16 protein-coding genes and 1 pseudogene are annotated in these 18,424 nt (G+C 65.4%); 10 read left to right on the top strand and 7 right to left on the bottom strand.

The annotated features are described in order from the left end of the window. The first annotated feature begins 68 nt into the window (after positions 1-68). From ACR9FL_RS06170 to ACR9FL_RS06150, 5 genes are all read left to right on the top strand, one after another. Positions 69-1,109 (top strand): NADP-dependent oxidoreductase, encoded by a 1,041-nt coding sequence (locus tag ACR9FL_RS06170; RefSeq protein ID WP_436357719.1) that lies wholly within the window; start codon positions 69-71, stop codon positions 1,107-1,109. A 60-nt stretch (positions 1,110-1,169) separates the two neighbouring features. Further along, positions 1,170-1,946 carry an SDR family NAD(P)-dependent oxidoreductase gene (locus ACR9FL_RS06165; protein ID WP_436357718.1) on the top strand — a complete coding sequence of 259 codons (777 nt, stop codon included), beginning with the start codon at positions 1,170-1,172 and terminating at the stop codon, positions 1,944-1,946. 199 nt (positions 1,947-2,145) lie between these two features. Then, complete coding sequence (locus ACR9FL_RS06160; RefSeq protein WP_436357717.1) at positions 2,146-3,231, top strand: alpha/beta hydrolase; 1,086 nt, start codon at positions 2,146-2,148, stop codon at positions 3,229-3,231. Between the two features lie 8 nt (positions 3,232-3,239). Next, positions 3,240-3,863, top strand: a complete 624-nt coding sequence (locus ACR9FL_RS06155; RefSeq protein ID WP_436357716.1) for a carboxymuconolactone decarboxylase family protein — start codon at positions 3,240-3,242, stop codon at positions 3,861-3,863. 36 nt (positions 3,864-3,899) lie between these two features. Continuing rightward, entirely contained in the window at positions 3,900-4,040 is a 141-nt protein-coding gene (locus tag ACR9FL_RS06150) for a hypothetical protein (RefSeq protein WP_296171947.1), read from the top strand. Between the two features lie 8 nt (positions 4,041-4,048). On the opposite strand, the gene ACR9FL_RS06145 is transcribed toward ACR9FL_RS06150, so the two are convergent. Further along, positions 4,049-4,945 carry a LysR family transcriptional regulator gene (locus tag ACR9FL_RS06145; RefSeq protein ID WP_436357715.1) on the bottom strand — a complete coding sequence of 299 codons (897 nt, stop codon included), beginning with the start codon at positions 4,943-4,945 and terminating at the stop codon, positions 4,049-4,051. Positions 4,946-5,058: 113 nt separating this feature from the next. Between ACR9FL_RS06145 and ACR9FL_RS06140 the strand changes: the two genes are divergently transcribed. The 3 genes from ACR9FL_RS06140 to ACR9FL_RS06130 are packed head-to-tail and all read left to right on the top strand — an operon-like array spanning position 5,059 to position 8,233. Then, positions 5,059-6,057, top strand: a complete 999-nt coding sequence (locus ACR9FL_RS06140) for an aldo/keto reductase (RefSeq protein WP_436358125.1) — start codon at positions 5,059-5,061, stop codon at positions 6,055-6,057. A 26-nt stretch (positions 6,058-6,083) separates the two neighbouring features. Next, complete coding sequence (locus tag ACR9FL_RS06135) at positions 6,084-7,244, top strand: aldo/keto reductase (RefSeq protein ID WP_436357714.1); 1,161 nt, start codon at positions 6,084-6,086, stop codon at positions 7,242-7,244. 11 nt (positions 7,245-7,255) lie between these two features. Next, on the top strand, positions 7,256-8,233 hold the full coding sequence (locus ACR9FL_RS06130) for an aldo/keto reductase (protein WP_436357713.1): 978 nt from the start codon (positions 7,256-7,258) through the stop codon (positions 8,231-8,233). Between the two features lie 199 nt (positions 8,234-8,432). On the opposite strand, the gene ACR9FL_RS06125 is transcribed toward ACR9FL_RS06130, so the two are convergent. Beyond that, complete coding sequence (locus ACR9FL_RS06125) at positions 8,433-10,622, bottom strand: TonB-dependent receptor (RefSeq protein ID WP_436357712.1); 2,190 nt, start codon at positions 10,620-10,622, stop codon at positions 8,433-8,435. 637 nt (positions 10,623-11,259) lie between these two features. On the opposite strand from ACR9FL_RS06125, the gene sul2 reads away from it, so the two are divergent. Then, the gene (gene sul2 / locus ACR9FL_RS06120; protein WP_001043260.1) at positions 11,260-12,075 is read left to right on the top strand and encodes a sulfonamide-resistant dihydropteroate synthase Sul2; all 816 of its coding nucleotides are present in this window, start codon (positions 11,260-11,262) and stop codon (positions 12,073-12,075) included. Between the two features lie 86 nt (positions 12,076-12,161). After that, positions 12,162-12,404, top strand: a pseudogene (locus tag ACR9FL_RS06115) (phosphoglucosamine mutase); the annotation flags it as partial. Between the two features lie 235 nt (positions 12,405-12,639). Here ACR9FL_RS06115 and ACR9FL_RS06110 read toward each other — a convergent pair. From ACR9FL_RS06110 to ACR9FL_RS06090, 5 genes are all read right to left on the bottom strand, one after another. Continuing rightward, positions 12,640-14,133, bottom strand: a complete 1,494-nt coding sequence (locus ACR9FL_RS06110; RefSeq protein ID WP_001120888.1) for an IS91-like element ISCR2 family transposase — start codon at positions 14,131-14,133, stop codon at positions 12,640-12,642. Positions 14,134-14,244: 111 nt separating this feature from the next. Continuing rightward, on the bottom strand, positions 14,245-15,807 hold the full coding sequence (guaA, locus tag ACR9FL_RS06105) for a glutamine-hydrolyzing GMP synthase (protein WP_436357711.1): 1,563 nt from the start codon (positions 15,805-15,807) through the stop codon (positions 14,245-14,247). Continuing rightward, positions 15,804-16,538: a 5'-methylthioadenosine/S-adenosylhomocysteine nucleosidase gene (locus ACR9FL_RS06100; protein WP_436357710.1), complete on the bottom strand. Its 735-nt coding sequence runs from the start codon at positions 16,536-16,538 to the stop codon at positions 15,804-15,806. The genes guaA and ACR9FL_RS06100 overlap by 4 nt, the downstream gene beginning before the upstream one ends. Further along, the gene (locus ACR9FL_RS06095; RefSeq protein WP_436357709.1) at positions 16,535-17,965 is read right to left on the bottom strand and encodes an RsmB/NOP family class I SAM-dependent RNA methyltransferase; all 1,431 of its coding nucleotides are present in this window, start codon (positions 17,963-17,965) and stop codon (positions 16,535-16,537) included. The genes ACR9FL_RS06100 and ACR9FL_RS06095 overlap by 4 nt, the downstream gene beginning before the upstream one ends. A 12-nt stretch (positions 17,966-17,977) precedes the next feature. Then, the gene (locus ACR9FL_RS06090; RefSeq protein ID WP_436357708.1) at positions 17,978-18,370 is read right to left on the bottom strand and encodes an MAPEG family protein; all 393 of its coding nucleotides are present in this window, start codon (positions 18,368-18,370) and stop codon (positions 17,978-17,980) included. Positions 18,371-18,424 lie beyond the last annotated feature (54 nt).

Raw genomic sequence — 18,424 nt, 5'->3', positions numbered from 1 at the left:
GCCCCACGCCGACGCCAACGTCGCCGCCCTCCGCATCACCTCGACCATCGAGACAAAAGGATTGCCCCATGCCCCTTTCTGACCCCCGGAAGAACAACCGTCGGATCGTGCTGAACGCCCGCCCGGTCGGCATCCCCGATGACAGCACCATGCGCCTGGAGGAAACGCAGATTCCCACGCCAGGCGACGGCCAGATGCTCGTCCGCAACCACTACCTGTCGCTCGACCCCTATATGCGCGGCATGATGAGCGATCGGGATTCCTACATCGACCCCATCCCCCTCGGCGGCGTCATGGTCGGCGCTTGTGTGGCCGAAGTCCTGGAATCTCGGCTCGACGGTTATGCCGCCGGCGACTGGGTTCTGACCTATAGCGGATGGCAGGACTTCGCCCTTTCCGATGGGAGCAACACGTTCAAGCTTGATCCCGAGATGCGCCACAAGTCCTGGGCGCTCGGGATTCTGGGCATGCCGGGACTGACGGCCTGGGCGGGCTTGCGCGAAATCGGCAAGCCCCAGCCGGGCGAAACCCTGGTCGTCGCGGCGGCCCTCGGCCCGGTGGGTTCAGCGGTGGGCCAGTTCGCCAAACGCATGGGCTTGCGCGTGGTCGGCGTGGCGGGCGGCCCTGAGAAATGCCGTATCGCCGTCGAGCAACTGGGCTTCGACGTCTGTCTGGACCACCGTGCGCCGGACTTTGAAAACCAGCTCAAGGCCGCCGTGCCGGACGGCATCGACATCTATTTCGAGAATGTCGGAGGTCGGGTCTTCCACGCCGTGGTTCCGCTGCTGAACCAGAAGGCGCGGATTCCTCTTTGCGGCAACATCGTCACCTACAACCACCCCGACCAACCGACCGAGGGAGTCGCCGACCGCACCGACGTCACCATGGCGCGCTTCCAGCAGTATCGCGTTCTGGTCCAAGGCTTCCTGGTGGGCGACTACCTGCACCTGTGGCCTGAGTTCTTCGCGGAGGTCATGCCCTGGCTTGAGGCCGGCGAAGTGACCTACCTCGAAGACATCAGCGAAGGTCTGGACGCCGCGCCTCAAGGGCTTCGTGACGTTCTTAGTGGCGCCAGCATGGGCAAGAAGGTCATTCGCCTGACCGCTTGACCCGCCCCGAGACGGCCTCGACCTATTTGTCTTGATCAGAATTCAAGAGAGCACCCCGAAATGACCCTCAACCGAACGGCCATCGTCACGGGCGGCGGCACCGGCCTAGGCCGCGCCATCGCCCTCCGCCTCGCCGAAGACGGCTACAATGTCGTCCTGAACGGCCGGATCCAGTCGAACCTGGACGAAGTCGCCGCCCTGATCGGCCCGGAGCGCAGCCTGGTCGTGGTCGCCGACGTCTCGGTTCGCGCAGACGCCGACCGCATCATCACCGAAGCCGTTGCAAAATTCGGCCAGATCGATGTGGTCGTGAACAACGCTGGCGTGGTCAACCCAGGCACAGCCGACACGCTGCGCGAAGATGACTTCAATCGAATGATGGCGGTCAATGTCGGCGGCGTGCGCAATGTCTCGCTCGCCGCCTTGCCCGAACTTCGCAAGTCCAGAGGCAATATCGTCAACATGTCCTCGGTATCCGGCATGCGCGGCGATTGGGGCATGTATGGCTACAACGCCTCGAAGGGCGCGGTGTCCTTGATGACGCAGGGCATGGCGCTTGACCTCGGCATCGAAGGCGTTCGCGTCAACGCCGTCGCTCCAGCCGCTGCCAACACTCGCCTGGCCGCCCCAATGGCGGGCAATGCAAAGGCCGCCGAAGCCTTCGCTGCGCGCATTCCTATGGGCCGCCTGGTGGAACCCGAAGAAGTCGCGCACGCCGTGGCCTTCCTCGCGGACAACACGCGGGCGGGCTTCATCAACGGCGTGATCCTGCCGATCGACGGCGGCCTCAGCGCCTCCAATGGACAACCCAGCTTCGTCGCACTGGCGGCCGGCTGACGCCTGACGCCTCAGAAGGGCACACTCATTAGCCACAGTAATAGGCGTTTGCCGATACCGACATCTAATCGAAAAATCGGCGAGGGATTACCTAGTCTGGGACGCATCCACCGGCACGCCGGTCGCTGAACGCCTTCGGCTTCTTGCCGGGCGGCAGGCTTCCAACCGGCGTCGCTGGTTCCAATGAGAGGCCCACCAGATGAAGCAGATGACCTTGGCGGCCGTTCTGGCCGTGACGATTTCAGGTTTCGCCGTGGGCGAAGCCGGGGCAGCGGACTATCGGCTGAATCCCTTCACCCTGGCCTATGAGGGCGCGATCACCGCCAACCTGCCTGGCGAGGTCAATATCCACCGCGTGACCTATCCGCTGAACGGCCTGGAGATCGTCGCCAATGTCTACACCCCGGCGAACTACGATCCGACCCGACGATACCCCGCTATCGTCGTCGCGCACCCCAATGGCGGGGTGAAGGAGCAGGTCGCCGGCCTGTACGCCCAGCGTCTGGCCGAGCAGGGCTACATCACCATCACCGCCGACGCCGCCTATCAGGGCGGTAGCGGCGGCGAGCCGCGCAATGTCGACAAACCTGCAAACCGCATCGAGGACATCCACGGCATGGCGGACTTCATCGCCGGCTTTCCGGGCGTCGATGCCGAGCGTCTCGGGCTGTTCGGCATCTGCGGCGGCGGCGGCTACGCCTTGGCGGCGGCGCAAACCGACAAGCGCTTCAGGTCCGTCGCAACCCTGAGCATGTTCAACTCGGGCCGGGTTCGCCGCAACGGTTATGCGGACTCACAACTCAGCAGCATTCAGACGCGTCTGCGCCAAGCCTCGGCCGCCCGCGCCCAGGAAGCGGCGGGCGGAGATGTCCTCTACGCTGGCGACGCCGGTCTGACCGACGAACAGATCGCCGCCCTTCCCTTCGACCTCTATCGGCAGGGCTACGACTACTACTGGAAGACCCATGCCCACCCGGGATCGACCTTCCGATACACCATGAGCAGCCTGCTCGACCTGATGCGCTTCGACGCCACGGATCAGATCGAGTTGATCGACCAGCCGCTGCTGATGATCGCGGGCAGCAAGGCCGACAGCCTCTATATGACCCAGGACACCTTCGCTCAGGCTGCCGGAACCAGCGACAAGGCACTGGTCACGATCGACGGGGCCACCCACATCGAGACCTACTGGGTTGCCGCGTATGTGGACGCCGCCATGGCCGAATTGACCCCGTTCTTCGGCCGCACCCTGCCGTCGCCTGCAGCCTCGGAAGGCGCCCGATGAAGGCGCCCATGACTGCGCTGATGTTGACGCTGTGCGCCATGGCGGCCCCCGCCCAGGCCCAGCAGGCGTCCGCGACCGGTGCTCCGCCGTCGCGCGCCCGGCAGTTGATGGGCGACATCGCGCCCAAGCTGGCTGAACTTACCGACGACGTCCTTCTTGGCGATGTCTGGGAGCGCCCTGGCTTGGCCAAGCGCGACCGCAGCCTGATCACGGTCGCCGCCCTCATCGCCTTGAACCGTCCCGACCAGCTTCGATCCCATATCCGGCTGGCGCGTCAGAACGGCGTCACCGAGGAGGAGTTGGCGGAGACGATCACGCAACTCGCCTTCTATGCGGGCTGGCCCAACGCGATCACGGCGGTTTCGGTCGCTCGCGACGTCTTCGGCGAAGCCGGCGCGACTTCAGCCCAGGACATCACCATCCTACAGGCGGGGGCAGAGCCGGCCTCGATAGGCTCCAGCGACAGCTTCACCGGCCGCGTGAGGGTCGAGGGCCGGTTTCAGCGTGCGGCGCCGGCCCGGATCGGCCGCGCGACCGTCGTCTTCGACGCTGGCGCCCACACGGCCTGGCACGCTCACCCACTGGACCAGACCCTGCTCGTGACTGCCGGGTCAGGCCTGGTCCAGCAATGAGACGGGCCAATCCAGGCGATCCGCCCCGGCGACGTCGTGTGGATTCCTCCCGGCGTCAAACACTGGCATGGCGCAAGCCCGAACGAGGGCATGACGCATATCGCCATCGCCGAAGCCCAGGACGGACAGTCGGTGGAATGGATGGAGAAGCTGTCGCTGGACCAGTATCCAGACTGACGCCGGTTCTACGCCCCTCGATACCGCAAGGCCTCCGCCATCACCGCGAAGGCCGGCGAAGCGTGGCGGCGGCTGGGGTAGTAGAGATGATAGCCGGGGAATGGCGCACACCAGTCCTCAAGCACCCGGACCAGTCGACCTGCGGCCACATGATCACGGGCGTGATCTTCCGGCATGTAGGCGAGACCCAGTCCGGCGAGAGCCGAATCCAGCCGCAGACCCATGTTGTTGAACACCAGTTGGCCCTCGACCCTCACCTTGATCTCGCGACCGTCCTTCTCGAACTCCCAGGGAAAAAGCCCGCCATAGGTCGGCAAGCGGAAATTGATGCAGTTGTGCTGGGTCAGGTCCTGGGGGCTCTTGGGCGCAGGGCGGGTCGCGAAATAGGCGGGCGACCCCACGACGGCCATGCGCATAGCGGGGCCGATCCGCACCGCGATCATGTCCTTGGCGACCTGTTCGCCCAGACGGACGCCTGCGTCATAGCCTTCGGCGACGATGTCGGTCAGGCCGTAGTCGACGATGATCTCAACCTTGATGTCGGGATAGTCAGGCAGGAAGCGCGACAGACCGGCCTGCAGCACCGTCATCGCCGCGTGTTCGCCCGCCGTGATGCGGATCGTGCCGGCGGGCTTTTCACGCAGGGCGCTCAAGGCCGCCAGTTCGTGTTCGATCTCCTCGAACCGGGGGGCCAGCGTGCGCAACAGACGTTCGCCCGCCTCAGTCGGCGCCACGCTCCGTGTGGTGCGGCTCAGAAGCCGCAGCCCCAGCCGGGCCTCAAGCGCCTTGACGGTCTGGCTCAGCGCCGACTGGGAAACCCCCAACTGCGCCGCCGCCCGCGTGAAGCTGCGCTCGCGCGCGACAACCGCGAAGGCCGCGAGGGTGTTGAAGTTCTCGTTCGACATTCATTAGCCCACCTTCTCAGGTAATGTCGATTATAGCGTCTAATCGCAGTCCGTCTTCCGCCCTAACTTCATCGTCGAGCCAAGGCCCGCTGGGCAGTCGAAAGGAAACGATGATGCAGATGCGAATGCTGGGCCGGTCCGGCCTCGAAGTCTCAGCCCTGGGCTATGGCTGCATGGGCCTGACCAGCGCCTATGGCGCGCCACTGCCCAAGCCTGAGGCCCTCCAGGTCATCCGCGACGCCTTCGAGCGGGGCGTGACCCTGTTCGACACGGCCGAAGCCTATGGCCCCTTCTCCAACGAGGAACTTCTCGGCGAAGCGGTCGAGCCCTTCCGCGACCAGGTCGTCATCGCCACCAAGTTCGGCTTTGACATGAGCCTCGAAACCGGCGCGCGCACGGGCGGATTGAACAGCCGTCCCGACCATATCCGCGCCGTCGTCGACGCCATGCTCAAGCGCCTGCGCACCGATCATATCGACCTGCTCTATCAACACCGCGTCGATCCCGCCGTGCCGATGGAGGACGTCGCCGGCGCGGTGAAGGACCTGATCGAGGCGGGCAAGGTGAAGCATTTCGGCCTGTCCGAACCCAGCGTGGCGTCCCTGCGTCGCGCCCATGCGGTTCAACCCGTCGCCGCGTTGCAAAGCGAATACTCGCTGTGGACCCGCGACGTGGAGACCAACGGCATCCTGGCGGCCTGCGAGGAACTCGGCATCGGCTTCGTGCCCTTCAGCCCTCTGGGCGCGGGCTTCCTGACCGGCAAGATCGACACGACGACCGAACTGGCGCCGACCGATTTCCGCTCCGTGTCGCCTCGCTTCGCCGCCGAAGCGCGCGCCGCCAACATGGCCCTGGTGGACCTGCTGAAGCAGATCGCCGCCGCCAAGGACGCCACGCCGGCGCAGATCGCCCTGGCCTGGCTGCTGTCCCAGAAGCCCTGGATCGTCCCCATCCCCGGCACAACCAAGCTGCATCGCCTCGAAGAAAATCTCGGCGCGGCCGCCGTCGAACTGACCCCCGACGATCTGGCCCTCATCGAGGACGCCGCCTCCAGGATCGTCGTCCAGGGCGATCGCCTGCCGGCCGCCGTGCTCGCCCAGACCCACCGCTGATGCTCGCCCCCGACCGGAGAACCGTCATGCCGCACTCCCCCGCCCATCCCGACATCGGCCGCCGCGCCATTCTGGGCATGGGCCTGTCCGCCCCCGCCATCGCCGCCCTGCCTAGGACCGCGCAAGCCGGCGCCTCTGCGCAGGCCTCTCACGCGAACAGCAGCGTCGCACCCGGCCGTCGTCGGCTCGGAAACCTTGAGGTCTCAGCCGTCGGTCTCGGCGTGCAGAACATGAGCCGAACCTACCAAACCACAGTCCCCTACCGCCCCGAGATGATCAACATCATCCGCGCGGCGCATGATCACGGCGTCACCTTCTTCGACGCGGCCGAGGCCTATGGCCCGCATGAGGTCGAACGCATTCTGGGCGAAGGCGTCGCCCCGATCCGCGATCAGGTCGTCATCACCTCCAAGTTCGGCTGGAACATCGACCTGGAGACCGGCCGGCGCGGCCCCGGCCTCAACAGCCGACCAGAGCATATCAGGCTGGCGGTCGAGGGCATGTTGAAACGCCTTCGCACCGACCGCATCGACCTGCTCTATCAGCACCGCGTCGATCCGCAGGTGCCGATCGAGGACGTCGCCGGAGCGGTGAAGGACCTGATGGCCCAGGGCAAGGTCCTGCACTGGGGCCTCAGCGAAATGGGGCCGAACACCCTGCGCCGCGCCCACGCCGAACTGCCCGTCACGGCGGTCCAGAACGAGTATTCCATGCTGTGGCGCGGGCCTGAGGAATGGGTGCTGGGCCTGTGCGAGGAACTGGGCGTCGGCTTCGTGCCCTGGAGCCCGCTCGGCGTCGGCTTCACGACAGGCGCCATCGACGCGGCGACGCGCTTCGCCCCCGGCGACATTCGCGGCGCCGAAAGCCGCTTCGCCGGCGAGGCCCTGATGCACAACCTCGCCATCGTCGAACTGCTGAAGACCTGGGCCGTTCGCAAGGACGCCACGCCCGGTCAGATTTCCCTGGCCTGGCTGATGGCCCAGAAGCCCTGGATCGTGCCCATCCCCGGCACGACCCAGATGGCGCACATGGTCGAGAACGCCGGGGCGGCGGCGATCCGCTTCACACCAGCTGAACGGGGCGAACTGAACGCCGCCGTCGCCGCGATCCAGGTCCAGGGCGCGCGCCTGCCCGACGCCGTCCTCGCCTACTCCGGCGTGGAAGCCCCGCCCCGCCCCCTTTCCTGAGAGGAACCACAATGCAGAAACGCAATCTCGGCGGACTGGAAGTCTCCGCCATCGGCCTGGGCTGCATGGGCCTGAGCTTTGGCTACGGGTCCGGCGTCTCGACGGCGGACGGCATCGAACTCATCCGGGCCGCCTTCGACAAGGGCGTCACCTTCTTCGACACGGCCGAATGCTACGGCCCCTTCACCAACGAGGCCCTGCTTGGCGAAGCGGTCCAGCCCTTCCGCGACCAGGTGGTTCTCGCCACCAAGTTCGGGTTCGAGGAGGGTGATTCCACCCGCGCGCCCGACAGCCGCCCTGAGCGTATCCGCGCCGTCGCCGACGCCGCCCTGAAGCGGCTGCGGACGGATCGTATCGACCTCTTCTACCAGCACCGCGTCGATCCGAACGTGCCGATCGAGGAGGTGGCGGGCGCCGTCAAGGACCTGATCGCCGCTGGCAAGGTGAAGCATTTCGGCCTGTCCGAAGCCGGCGCCGACACCATCCGCCGCGCCCACGCGGTCCAGCCGGTCGCCGCCCTGCAGAGCGAATACTCGCTGTGGTGGCGCGAGCCGGAAAAGGAAGTCCTGCCGACCTTGGAGGAACTCGACATCGGCTTCGTGCCGTTCAGCCCGCTCGGCAAGGGTTTCCTGACCGGCGCCATCGACGAGACGACGACCTTCGATCCCAAGGACTTCCGCAACGTGGTCCCTCGCTTCAGCAGCGAGGCGCGCAAGGCCAACCAGGCCCTGGTCGACCGCCTGGGCGGCATCGCCGCCGAAAAGGACACCACCCGCGCCCAGATCGCCATCGCCTGGCTTCTGGCCCGCAAGCCCTGGATCGCGCCGATCCCCGGCACGACCAAGCTGTCGCGCCTGGACGAGAACCTGGGCGCCGCCCAGATCGAACTGACGCCCATCGACCTGGAACGGATCGAAACCGCCCTCGCCGCCATCGAGGTCCAGGGCGCCCGCTACCCCTCCCACCTCCAGGCCCGCGTCGGCCGCTGAGCGAGTCCCAGGCTAAAATCGAACAGCGTTGGCCGGGCCTGCTCAAGTCTGGCCAACGCGTATTCGTCGACACCAGTGTGTCGCAGGTGATCCCAGTTATCGCTCGAGGCGTAAATGGCCGCTTTTCTCGCCGCACGGCAAGGGACGGCACTGCGCCAGCAGTGCAGGCCCTGCCACTTGGCGGACCTACCGCCGCGGGTCACCAGACGCGTTTCAGGGACAGGCTGAGGGTGGCGCCGTTGGCGGGAACCCGGCTGGTGTTGGTGTTGCTGCGCAGAAGCTGGCTGTAGACCGGCAGATACTGGGCATTCAGCAGGTTCTCGACGCCGACGGTCACCTGGTCGCGATCCGACAGGCGATAGCGGCCGATCAGATCGACCACCGTATAGGCCTTGACCTCGCGACGGCCGAAGCTGGCCACGCCGTTGAGGCGATAGTCGTGTTCAGCCGAATGCAGGGCCTGCACGCGCAGGTCCCAGGCGCCGCCCGGCGCGTATTCGGCATAGGCCGTCACCTTTAGGGGCGGGATGCGATAGCCCGTCATGTCCCGCGACTGAACGGCGGTCGCCGCCTTCTCGTGCCCGCTGAGATAGGTGGCCGCGCCGCCGAAGCGCCAGACGTCCTGCGGCAGACCGAAGTCGATCGTCGCCTCGACGCCGTTGATGCGCTCGGCGGTCCGCAACAAGATCAGGCCGTTGTTGAAGCTCTGGACGTCGCCCAGATCGGACGTCGTACGGAAGGCCGCGATCGACGTCGTCAGGCGATCGAACCGTCCGCGCCAGCCCGCCTCATAGCTATCGATCTTGACCGGCTCGAGGTCGGAATTGTCGATGCTGAACCCGACGCCCGCGTTGCGCAATTGCAGGCCGATGTCCGGCAGTTGGAAGCCCTGAGAGAAGCTGGCGTAGAACTCGTGGCCGTCGATGACCTCCCATGTCGCCCCGGCGTTGAAGGTCCAGGCGTCAAAATCGATCGTGCCGCCCTGAACGACGTAAGGCGTAGTCGCCTGAGACTGGGACAGAGGGGTGAAGCTGTCGAACGAGGCCTTGGCCCGGTCATAGCGGACGCCTGCCTCCACGCCGATGCGATTGGTCAGGCGGTGCTGCAGTTGGGCGAAGACGCCTTCGGTCCGGGTGGTCAACTCCGGCATGTAGATCAGGGTACGCTGGCGGTTGAACACCAGCCCGCCGCTGGCGTCATAGGCGGCCGGATCGAACACATCGAGCGGCATGTCGCTGACCTCGCGGTTCACATCCCCGCCCCAGGTCAGGGCGGTGCGCTCTGCCAGGGGCGTGTTGATGGTCAGGCGCGCGCCGGCGACCTCGCTGTTCTGGAAGACCTGGTCGACATTGCGTCCGCGCGTCGCCACGCCGCGCGCGTCGAACGGCGTGAAGCGGGTGAACAGGTCGCGGTAATAGCCTAGGACGCTGACATCGCTGCCCCACAGGTCGCGATCCCGATAGGCCAGGGTGGCGACGGTGCTGCGGACCTGGTTCTGTTCGGCCAGGACCAGTCCTTTCAGCGGTCGCGCGATGGCGGCGCCGGCCGGCAGTTGGCCCACGGCGGGGTCAGCGGCGTAGTCGCTGTCCTGCTCAGCCCGATACCAGTTCAGCGCCGCCTGAAGGTAGCCGTCATCGCCGATGCGCCGTCCCAGCTTTCCGCCAAGGCTCCAGACCTCGCTGTCGAACAGATCGCCCTGGCTGGGTTCCGGCGCCCGCCGATCGCCGTTGCCGTCAAAGCCCGCCCCGATATGCTGCCAGCCGCCGTTCACGGCGAAGTCGAAGCCCTGGCTGCTGCCCGAGACAAACTGCTGGATGCGGCCGCCCAGACCGTCCGATGACGGATGCGACAAAGAACTGACGCCGGTGATGATGGTTTCAGCGCGCAGCGGGCCGCCGGCAGGGCGGGTGTTGATCGAGATGATCCCCCCGGTGGCGCCGCTGCCATAAAGGGCGCTGCCGCCGCGAAGAACCTCGACCTGCTGGACGTTGGCCGGATCCACGCTGATCAGGTTTCGTGAACTGTCGCGATTGGTGTTGTAGGGCACCCCGTCCACCAGGATGAGCGCGCCCCGCCCCCGCAATGTCTGGCCATAGTCCGTGATCGTCCGACTGGAATCGGCCAGCCCCGGCACGACCTTGGCCAGAACGCCCGACAGGGTGTCGGAGACCGCCCGCCCCGCCTCGATCGTCTCTCGGTCCAGCCGCGTGATCTGGTGACTGGGGGCCACCAGGCCGTCCACGGATCGACGCGCCGTGACGACGATTTCCCCCACCGCCGTCGTCGGCGGCTCTGTTCCCGCAGACGTCGTCTGGGCGTTGGCGGCACAGGGCGCAAGAAGAACAGCGCCGAGGGTGAACAGGGCGGATGACGACAGCAGACGGGACATGGCGCTCAGAGGTGACAGCAAACAACCGCCGCACCTTGAAGAGATTGCGAGGCGCTTGCAACTAGCAACGCTCACAGAGATGGCGGCCGGGACCACGCGAAGGCTCGGGCGCAAGGGCCAGGCTGATAATGGCGAGCGGTTCTTTCGAATATCCGCTTCGAGTCAGGAACAGACCTTCAGAATGACCCGCATCGAGGCAACCGCCCCCCTGCCGCCTCCATAGATCTACTACCGCAGATCTGCGGGATCACACTCGCCAAACCCGACCGCTAAAGTCTCTCCGTCATCAATGAAAGCCCCTCGCCAGAGGCCGAAACGATATGCTTGCCCTCACTCCCACTCTATTGTAAACAAGACATTTTTATCTTTTATATTCAATGGCTTATTTTCCTGCTAATTGGTAATACCATGAAAAATACCATGCTCAGAAAAGGCTTAACAATATTTTGAAAAATTGCCTACTGAGCGCTGCCGCACAGCTCCATAGGCCGCTTTCCTGGCTTTGCTTCCAGATGTATGCTCTTCTGCTCCTGCAGCTAATGGATCACCGCAAACAGGTTACTCGCCTGGGGATTCCCTTTCGACCCGAGCATCCGTATGAGACTCATGCTCGATTATTATTATTATAGAAGCCCCCATGAATAAATCGCTCATCATTTTCGGCATCGTCAACATAACCTCGGACAGTTTCTCCGATGGAGGCCGGTATCTGGCGCCAGACGCAGCCATTGCGCAGGCGCGTAAGCTGATGGCCGAGGGGGCAGATGTGATCGACCTCGGTCCGGCATCCAGCAATCCCGACGCCGCGCCTGTTTCGTCCGACACAGAAATCGCGCGTATCGCGCCGGTGCTGGACGCGCTCAAGGCAGATGGCATTCCCGTCTCGCTCGACAGTTATCAACCCGCGACGCAAGCCTATGCCTTGTCGCGTGGTGTGGCCTATCTCAATGATATTCGCGGTTTTCCAGACGCTGCGTTCTATCCGCAATTGGCGAAATCATCTGCCAAACTCGTCGTTATGCATTCGGTGCAAGACGGGCAGGCAGATCGGCGCGAGGCACCCGCTGGCGACATCATGGATCACATTGCGGCGTTCTTTGACGCGCGCATCGCGGCGCTGACGGGTGCCGGTATCAAACGCAACCGCCTTGTCCTTGATCCCGGCATGGGGTTTTTTCTGGGGGCTGCTCCCGAAACCTCGCTCTCGGTGCTGGCGCGGTTCGATGAATTGCGGCTGCGCTTCGATTTGCCGGTGCTTCTGTCTGTTTCGCGCAAATCCTTTCTGCGCGCGCTCACAGGCCGTGGTCCGGGGGATGTCGGGGCCGCGACACTCGCTGCAGAGCTTGCCGCCGCCGCAGGTGGAGCTGACTTCATCCGCACACACGAGCCGCGCCCCTTGCGCGACGGGCTGGCGGTATTGGCGGCGCTGAAAGAAACCGCAAGAATTCGTTAACTGCACATTCGGGATATTTCTCTATATTCGCGGTTCAGCAGGCATGTCCCCTTTGAGGGCGACCCGACGACAGGATAATCGACCTTATGGTGCGCAAATATTTCGGCACAGACGGTATTCGTGGCAAAGCCAACGAAGGCGCGATGACGGCGGAAACCGCCTTGCGCGTCGGCATGGCGGCTGGCCGTGTCTTTCGTCGCGGTGACCACCGCCATCGTGTCGTGATCGGCAAGGATACGCGCCTGTCGGGCTATATGCTTGAACCCGCGCTCACAGCCGGTTTCACCTCGATGGGCATGGACGTATTCCTTTTTGGCCCGCTGCCGACAACGTATAGGAAGAATAAACGCCCTTTTCACCCAAGTCCAACAGCTTTGGACCGCAGTTGACTCTTTCGACACCCCTGCGATGCAACCCAATCCGGCTGACGGGGAGCCAGCAACGCTGAAAATTTACCCTCCTCTTTCCCACTAGCGGCTCCTTTTCCGACAACCAGCACGGCGGATCCCTGCCGCGGCGCTGTGAACGCAGCATTTTGATTGGTATCGTTGGCCTTCAGGCTCGTCAGTCAAACAGACCCAGGAGCAGCTCAGCCGGTGGCGCCCGGCTTTCGGGTAACGCCCTGGTCCCGCTGGTTTCGGCTTTGTGCTTCAGGTGATCAAGGATCTGCTTGATCACTATAGGGTCTTCAATGCAGGCGATGACTTTCATGGCGCCGCCGCAGCCGCTGCAGGTCTCGATGTCGATATTGAAAACACGCTTGAGCCGTTGCGCCCATGTCATCGACGCTCGCCGTTGTGCTGGTGTTGCCGGTTCATCAGCCACCCTGACCTTGTTGCCCCTGCCCCGTTTTGCCGGCGTGACCAACGCCCGGTGCCGACTGTTGGGTGCGAACACCCCGTGGAAGCGGGTTAGGTTGACTCTGGGCTTCGGTACCAGGGCGGCCAGCCTTGCAATGAAATCCAATGGTTCGAAAATGACGTGCGTGGTGCCGTCCCGGTACGGCGTCTTGAGCTGGTAGCGCACGTTGCCGCCTCGTGTTAACGACAGCCGCTTCTCGGATACCGCCGGGCGGCTGATGTACCGGCACAGCCGTTCGAGCTTCTTGCGTTCATCGGCCCTGGCCGCCACGCCGGCGTGCAGGCTGGACCCGGCTACCTTGCCAATCCCGTCACCGAACGGATCACCACTGGTCGGCAGAGTTTGCAAAGTGAACACCTTTCGCCCCGCCTGTGAACCGACAGCGATACGGTAAGTGATCGAGTGCCCCAGCAGGGGTGTCATCGGGTCGTCATCCACCGCATCCGAGGCCAGATAGCTGTTTTCGACATCCCGTTCCAGCAGGCCTTGCCGTTCCAGATAGCGACCCACCCGGTGGGCGATGGTGTGCGTCAGCTGGGTGAGCTCTGGGCTGGTCGGCGCCTTGACCCAGCGGAAACGCGCTGAGCCGTGGGATTGCTCGACATACACACCGTCGAGAAACAGCATGTGGAAGTGAACATTCAGATTGAGCGCCGATCCAAAACGCTGGATCAGGGTGACCGCGCCCGTCTTGGCCACTTGGTGGGTATGGCCCGCTTTCTTGACCAGGTGCGTGGCAATGACGCGGTAAACGATGCCCAGCACCCACCCCATGATCTCGGGCCGGCTGGCAAACAGGAAACGCAGCTGAAACGGGAAGCTCAACACCCACTGACGCATGGGTTGTTCAGGCAGTACTTCATCAACCAGCAAGGCGGCACTTTCGGCCATCCGCCGCGCCCCACAGCTCGGGCAGAAACCGCGACGCTTACAGCTGAAAGCGACCAGGTGCTCGGCGTGGCAAGACTCGCAGCGAACCCGTAGAAAGCCATGCTCCAGCCGCCCGCATTGGAGAAATTCTTCAAATTCCCGTTGCACATAGCCCGGCAATTCCTTTCCCTGCTCTGCCATAAGCGCAGCGAATGCCGGGTAATACTCGTCAACGATCTGATAGAGAAGGGTTTGCTCGGGTCGGTGGCTCTGGTAACGACCAGTATCCCGATCCCGGCTGGCCGTCCTGGCCGCCACATGAGGCATGTTCCGCGTCCTTGCAATACTGTGTTTACATACAGTCTATCGCTTAGCGGAAAGTTCTTTTACCCTCAGCCGAAATGCCTGCCGTTGCTAGACATTGCCAGCCAGTGCCCGTCACTCCCACTCGATGGTGCCGGGGGGCTTGGAGGTGACGTCGTAGACGACGCGGTTGACGCCGCGGACCTCGTTGATGATGCGCGTGGCCGTCTTGGCCAGGACGTCCCAGGGGAACTGGTAGAAGTCGGCGGTCATGCCGTCGGTAGAGCTGACGGCGCGCAGAGCCAGGACCTTTTCATAGGTCCGGGCGTCGCCCATGACGCCGACCGTCTTGACCGGCAGCAGGACGGCGAAGGCTTGCCAGATGTCGTCGTACAGACCCGCCTTGCGGATTTCCTCAAGGTAGATGGCGTCGGCGTCCTGAAGCGTGGCGACCGCTTCCGGCGTGATCTCGCCGGGGATGCGGATGGCCAGGCCCGGCCCCGGGAAGGGGTGGCGTCCGACGAAGGCGTCGGTCAGACCCAGTTCGCGGCCCAGGGCGCGGACCTCGTCCTTGAATAGTTCGCGCAGCGGCTCGACCAGCTTCAGCTTCATGAAGTCCGGCAGGCCGCCGACATTGTGGTGGCTCTTGATCACCGCCGAGGGTCCACCCGTGGCCGAGACGCTCTCGATCACGTCAGGATAGAGGGTGCCTTGCGCCAGGAACTCGGCGCCTTCGATCTTGGCGGCCTCGCGGTCGAAGATCTCGATAAAGACGCGGCCGATGGTCTTGCGCTTGGTCTCCGGGTCCGAAATCCCGGCCAGCTCGCCGAGAAATTCCTTCGACGCATCAACGTGCACCAGCGGAATGTTGTAGTGCTCACGGAAGAGGGTCGTGACCTGGGTCGCCTCGTCCTTACGCAGCAGGCCGGTGTCCACGAAGACGCAGGTCAGCTGATCGCCGATGGCTTCGTGGATCAGGACGGCGGCGACGGAGCTGTCCACCCCGCCCGACAGGCCGCAGACCACCTTGGCCGAGCCGACCTGCTCGCGGATCTTGGCGATCTGCTCGTCGCGATAGGCGGCCATGGTCCAGTCGCCGGTCAGGCCGGCGATGCCGTGGGTGAAGTTCTTCAGGATCACGGCGCCGCGCGGGGTGTGCATCACCTCCGGGTGGAACTGCACGCCGTAGATCTTGCGCTCCTCATTGGCGATGGCGGCATAGGGCGCGCCTTCCGAGGTGGCGATGACGTGGAAGCCTTCGGGGATGGCGGTGACGCGGTCGCCGTGGCTCATCCACACCGTCTCGCGGTGATCGACGGCGCCGATGCCGGCGAACAGCGGGCTCTCGCGGGTGATGACGATCTCGGCGCGGCCGAACTCGCGATGGTGGCCGCTCTCGACCTTGCCGCCCAGCTCGGCGCAGATGGTCTGTTCGCCATAGCAGATGCCCAGCACCGGCACGCCGGCCTCGAACAGGGCGTGGTCAGCCTTGGGGCTGTCGGCGTCGGTCGTGGAGTTGGGGCCGCCCGACAGGATGATGGCCTTGGGCGCGACCGCCTTCAGCGCCTCGCCCGCCTTGTTGAACGGATGGATCTCGCAATAGACGCCGGCTTCGCGCAGGCGGCGCGCGATCAGTTGGGTCACCTGACTGCCGAAATCGACGATCAGCACGGCTTCATGCGTGTGGGGCGCGGTCATGAGGGCTCAGAATCCGAAGCGGGCGTTGATGGGGCGGGTTCTTGACGGGTGAAGACGTCGGGATCAAGTCGCGAGGCGGGCACGTCGGCCAAGGCGGCCAGGCCCCGCGTCGTCAGCACCTCGGCCAGACGATCCCAGGCCTCGGCCAGATTGGCGTCGACCTGATGCAGATAGGCGGTCCAGTCTTCCAGTTTCGACAGCTCGCTCTTGCCGTCGCTGACGCCGCGAAGCGCGACCAGCGGCACGCCGAAGGTCTGGGCGACGCGCAGCAGGGCGAAGGTCTCCATGTCCACCATCTCGGCGTCGATGGCGTCATAGGCGGCGCCTGAAACCACATTAGCGCCGGTCGACAGGGTCGCGGTCGGCACGCCGGGGATGGGGCAAGGCAGAGGCAGGATGGCGGGCAGGTCGAGCAGAGGCGTCTTGCCCTTCTCGAACCCCAGCGGGCTGGCGTCCATGTCGCGATAGGAAACGGACGACGCCTGATAGACCGCCGCGTGGTCCAGGTCGCGCGACCCGCACGAGCCCAGGGACACGATCAGGTCCGGCAGGGCGTCATCAGCCTCCAGCCGCGTCAGGGCCGCCGTCAGGGCGATGGCCGCCTCGACCGGGCCGATGCCGGTCATCAGCGGCGTGATCCGCGCCTGGAGGGCGGCGCCATACTCAGCCGGCGCCGCCATGACGGGCAGGACCGTCAGACCGTAGATGTCTTCGGATCGCCCGTCGCTCATGCCGTCCGCTCATAGACGGCGGCGAAGAAGCCGTCGGTGCCGGTCGAGGCGGGCGACAGGCGCAGGCGATGACCGCCCTCGGTCTGTTGGCCCAGACGCTCGCGCGCCGCGTCGGTCAGGTTGGCGGCCTTCAGGGCCTCGGCCACCGGGACCGGGTCGAAGGCGGGGTGGTTTTCCTCAAAGGCGTCGGCTGTGGCCTCGTTCTCGCCGCGCAGCATGGAGCAGGTGACGAAGACCAGGCGCCCGCCCGGCTTCACCAGTTCGGCGGCCCGGCCCAGGATCTGAACCTGCAGGGCGTGCAGGCGCTCGACCTCGGCGGGCTTCAGACGCCAGGCGTCCTCGGGGCGACGACGCCAGGTGCCCGAGCCGCTGCACGGCGCGTCGACCAGAACCACGTCGGCCTGACGCACCAGATCCTCGACCCCGCCGCCGTTCTGACCCAGCAGACGCAGGTCAGCCGACACCCCGGCGCGGCTCAGGCGCGGACGGATGTTGTCCAGACGCTTCTGCACCACGTCATAGGCGAACAGGCGGATGCCCATCTCAGCGACCGGCTTGGCCTTGGGCTTGGGCTGAACCACGGCCCCCTGCCCGTCCCCGCCGACCGGCGACCAGACGGCGACCGGGGCGGCGGGCGCCTCGGCCACGGCGGCCTTGCTAGCGACCGGCTGGCCCAGCATAGCCAGCCCCAGGGTCTTGCCGCCGCCGCCGGCGCAGTAATCAACGACCGTCATGCCGGGCTGAACGCCCGTCAGCCAGCAGGCGACCTGACTGCCTTCGTCCTGGATTTCGATATGGCCCTGTTTGAAGGCCTCCAGCGCCTGGACGTTCGGCGGCGGCTCGGCCGACAGGCGCAGGCCCGCAGCCGACCAGGGCGTGCGCTCGGGCGACAGACCGGCCTCCACCAGTTCGGCCTCGACGCCGGCGACGGTCGTTTTCGCGAGGTTGACGCGCAGGTCGATGGGCGCGCGCGGCGCCATCAGTTCGTGGGCCTCCTCGGTCCAGCGGTCACCGAAGGTGGTCTTGAAGTCCTCGACCACGAACTCAGGCAGGCCGGCGGCGACCCAGCCCGGCAGCTCGCCCGGCGCCGAGGTGATGCGGCCGCGCTCCTGCTTGGACAGCGGACGCGGGCCATAGCCGTCGCCCGAGTGCAGCAGGTCGATCTCATCCAGCGACAGGCCGTCGATCAGCGACAGCGAGCCGATGACCAGGGCGCGACCGTCCTCACGCCCGCCCATGGCCCAGACCAGACGGCCGCGCGCCCGGATGACCTTGTAGACGCGGTCGGCGATGGCGCGACGATCCTTGGACCCCGCATAGCGGTTGGCGGCGCCCCAGGCCTTCAGCACCACCTCGGCCGGCTGGCGGCTGTGGGCGATGCTGTCGAGGACGGAGGCGGCGGCGGCGAGGCGGGCTGCTGGGGTCAATCGGGTCTCGGATCAGATGAAAAGGGCCACAAGGATCATGATCAGCCCCGCAAGCGAGACCATCCAGACCAGCGACCGGACAACGGGCACGCCCAGGGCGTAGAGCGGAATATAGGCGAGGCGCGCCCAGAAATAGAGGGCGGCGCCCCACAGGGTCAGGGCGCTCTCCGCACCCGTGACGTGGGCGATCAGGACAGCGCCGATGAACAGCGGCAGGGTCTCATAGAGGTTGGCCTTGGCCCTTTCGAGGCGGCCGACGACGGGGTTCGCCGAAACCGGCGTGTGATCACGAGCGCCGGCGCCCCAGGCCAGTCCGAACTCCAGATCCTTGATCGCTGCCGGGGCCACGACCTGCACCAGGGCCAGGATCAGCGTCGCCGCCAGATAAATCAGTTCCGTCGTCACGCCCTGCCCCGCCTCTGTTCAATACGAAACCGCTCCCGATCCGGGGACCGGGAG

This window comes from Brevundimonas sp. CEF1 (assembly GCF_051353055.1).
GTDB lineage: Bacteria > Pseudomonadota > Alphaproteobacteria > Caulobacterales > Caulobacteraceae > Brevundimonas.
Note: the sequence above shows the minus strand (reverse complement) of the source record. Positions and strands in the feature narration are given on the sequence as shown.

Bases quoted from the DNA above. Each gene is read 5' to 3' on its own strand.
- ACR9FL_RS06170 (WP_436357719.1), top strand. From the start codon at position 69: ATGCCCCTTTCTGACCCCCGGAAGAACAACCGTCGGATCGTGCTGAAC.
- ACR9FL_RS06165 (WP_436357718.1), top strand. From the start codon at position 1,170: ATGACCCTCAACCGAACGGCCATCGTCACGGGCGGCGGCACCGGCCTA.
- ACR9FL_RS06160 (WP_436357717.1), top strand. From the start codon at position 2,146: ATGAAGCAGATGACCTTGGCGGCCGTTCTGGCCGTGACGATTTCAGGT.
- ACR9FL_RS06155 (WP_436357716.1), top strand. From the start codon at position 3,240: ATGACTGCGCTGATGTTGACGCTGTGCGCCATGGCGGCCCCCGCCCAG.
- ACR9FL_RS06145 (WP_436357715.1), bottom strand. From the start codon at position 4,945: ATGTCGAACGAGAACTTCAACACCCTCGCGGCCTTCGCGGTTGTCGCG.
- ACR9FL_RS06140 (WP_436358125.1), top strand. From the start codon at position 5,059: ATGCAGATGCGAATGCTGGGCCGGTCCGGCCTCGAAGTCTCAGCCCTG.
- ACR9FL_RS06135 (WP_436357714.1), top strand. From the start codon at position 6,084: ATGCCGCACTCCCCCGCCCATCCCGACATCGGCCGCCGCGCCATTCTG.
- ACR9FL_RS06130 (WP_436357713.1), top strand. From the start codon at position 7,256: ATGCAGAAACGCAATCTCGGCGGACTGGAAGTCTCCGCCATCGGCCTG.
- ACR9FL_RS06125 (WP_436357712.1), bottom strand. From the start codon at position 10,622: ATGTCCCGTCTGCTGTCGTCATCCGCCCTGTTCACCCTCGGCGCTGTT.
- sul2 (WP_001043260.1), top strand. From the start codon at position 11,260: ATGAATAAATCGCTCATCATTTTCGGCATCGTCAACATAACCTCGGAC.
- ACR9FL_RS06110 (WP_001120888.1), bottom strand. From the start codon at position 14,133: ATGCCTCATGTGGCGGCCAGGACGGCCAGCCGGGATCGGGATACTGGT.
- guaA (WP_436357711.1), bottom strand. From the start codon at position 15,807: ATGACCGCGCCCCACACGCATGAAGCCGTGCTGATCGTCGATTTCGGC.
- ACR9FL_RS06100 (WP_436357710.1), bottom strand. From the start codon at position 16,538: ATGAGCGACGGGCGATCCGAAGACATCTACGGTCTGACGGTCCTGCCC.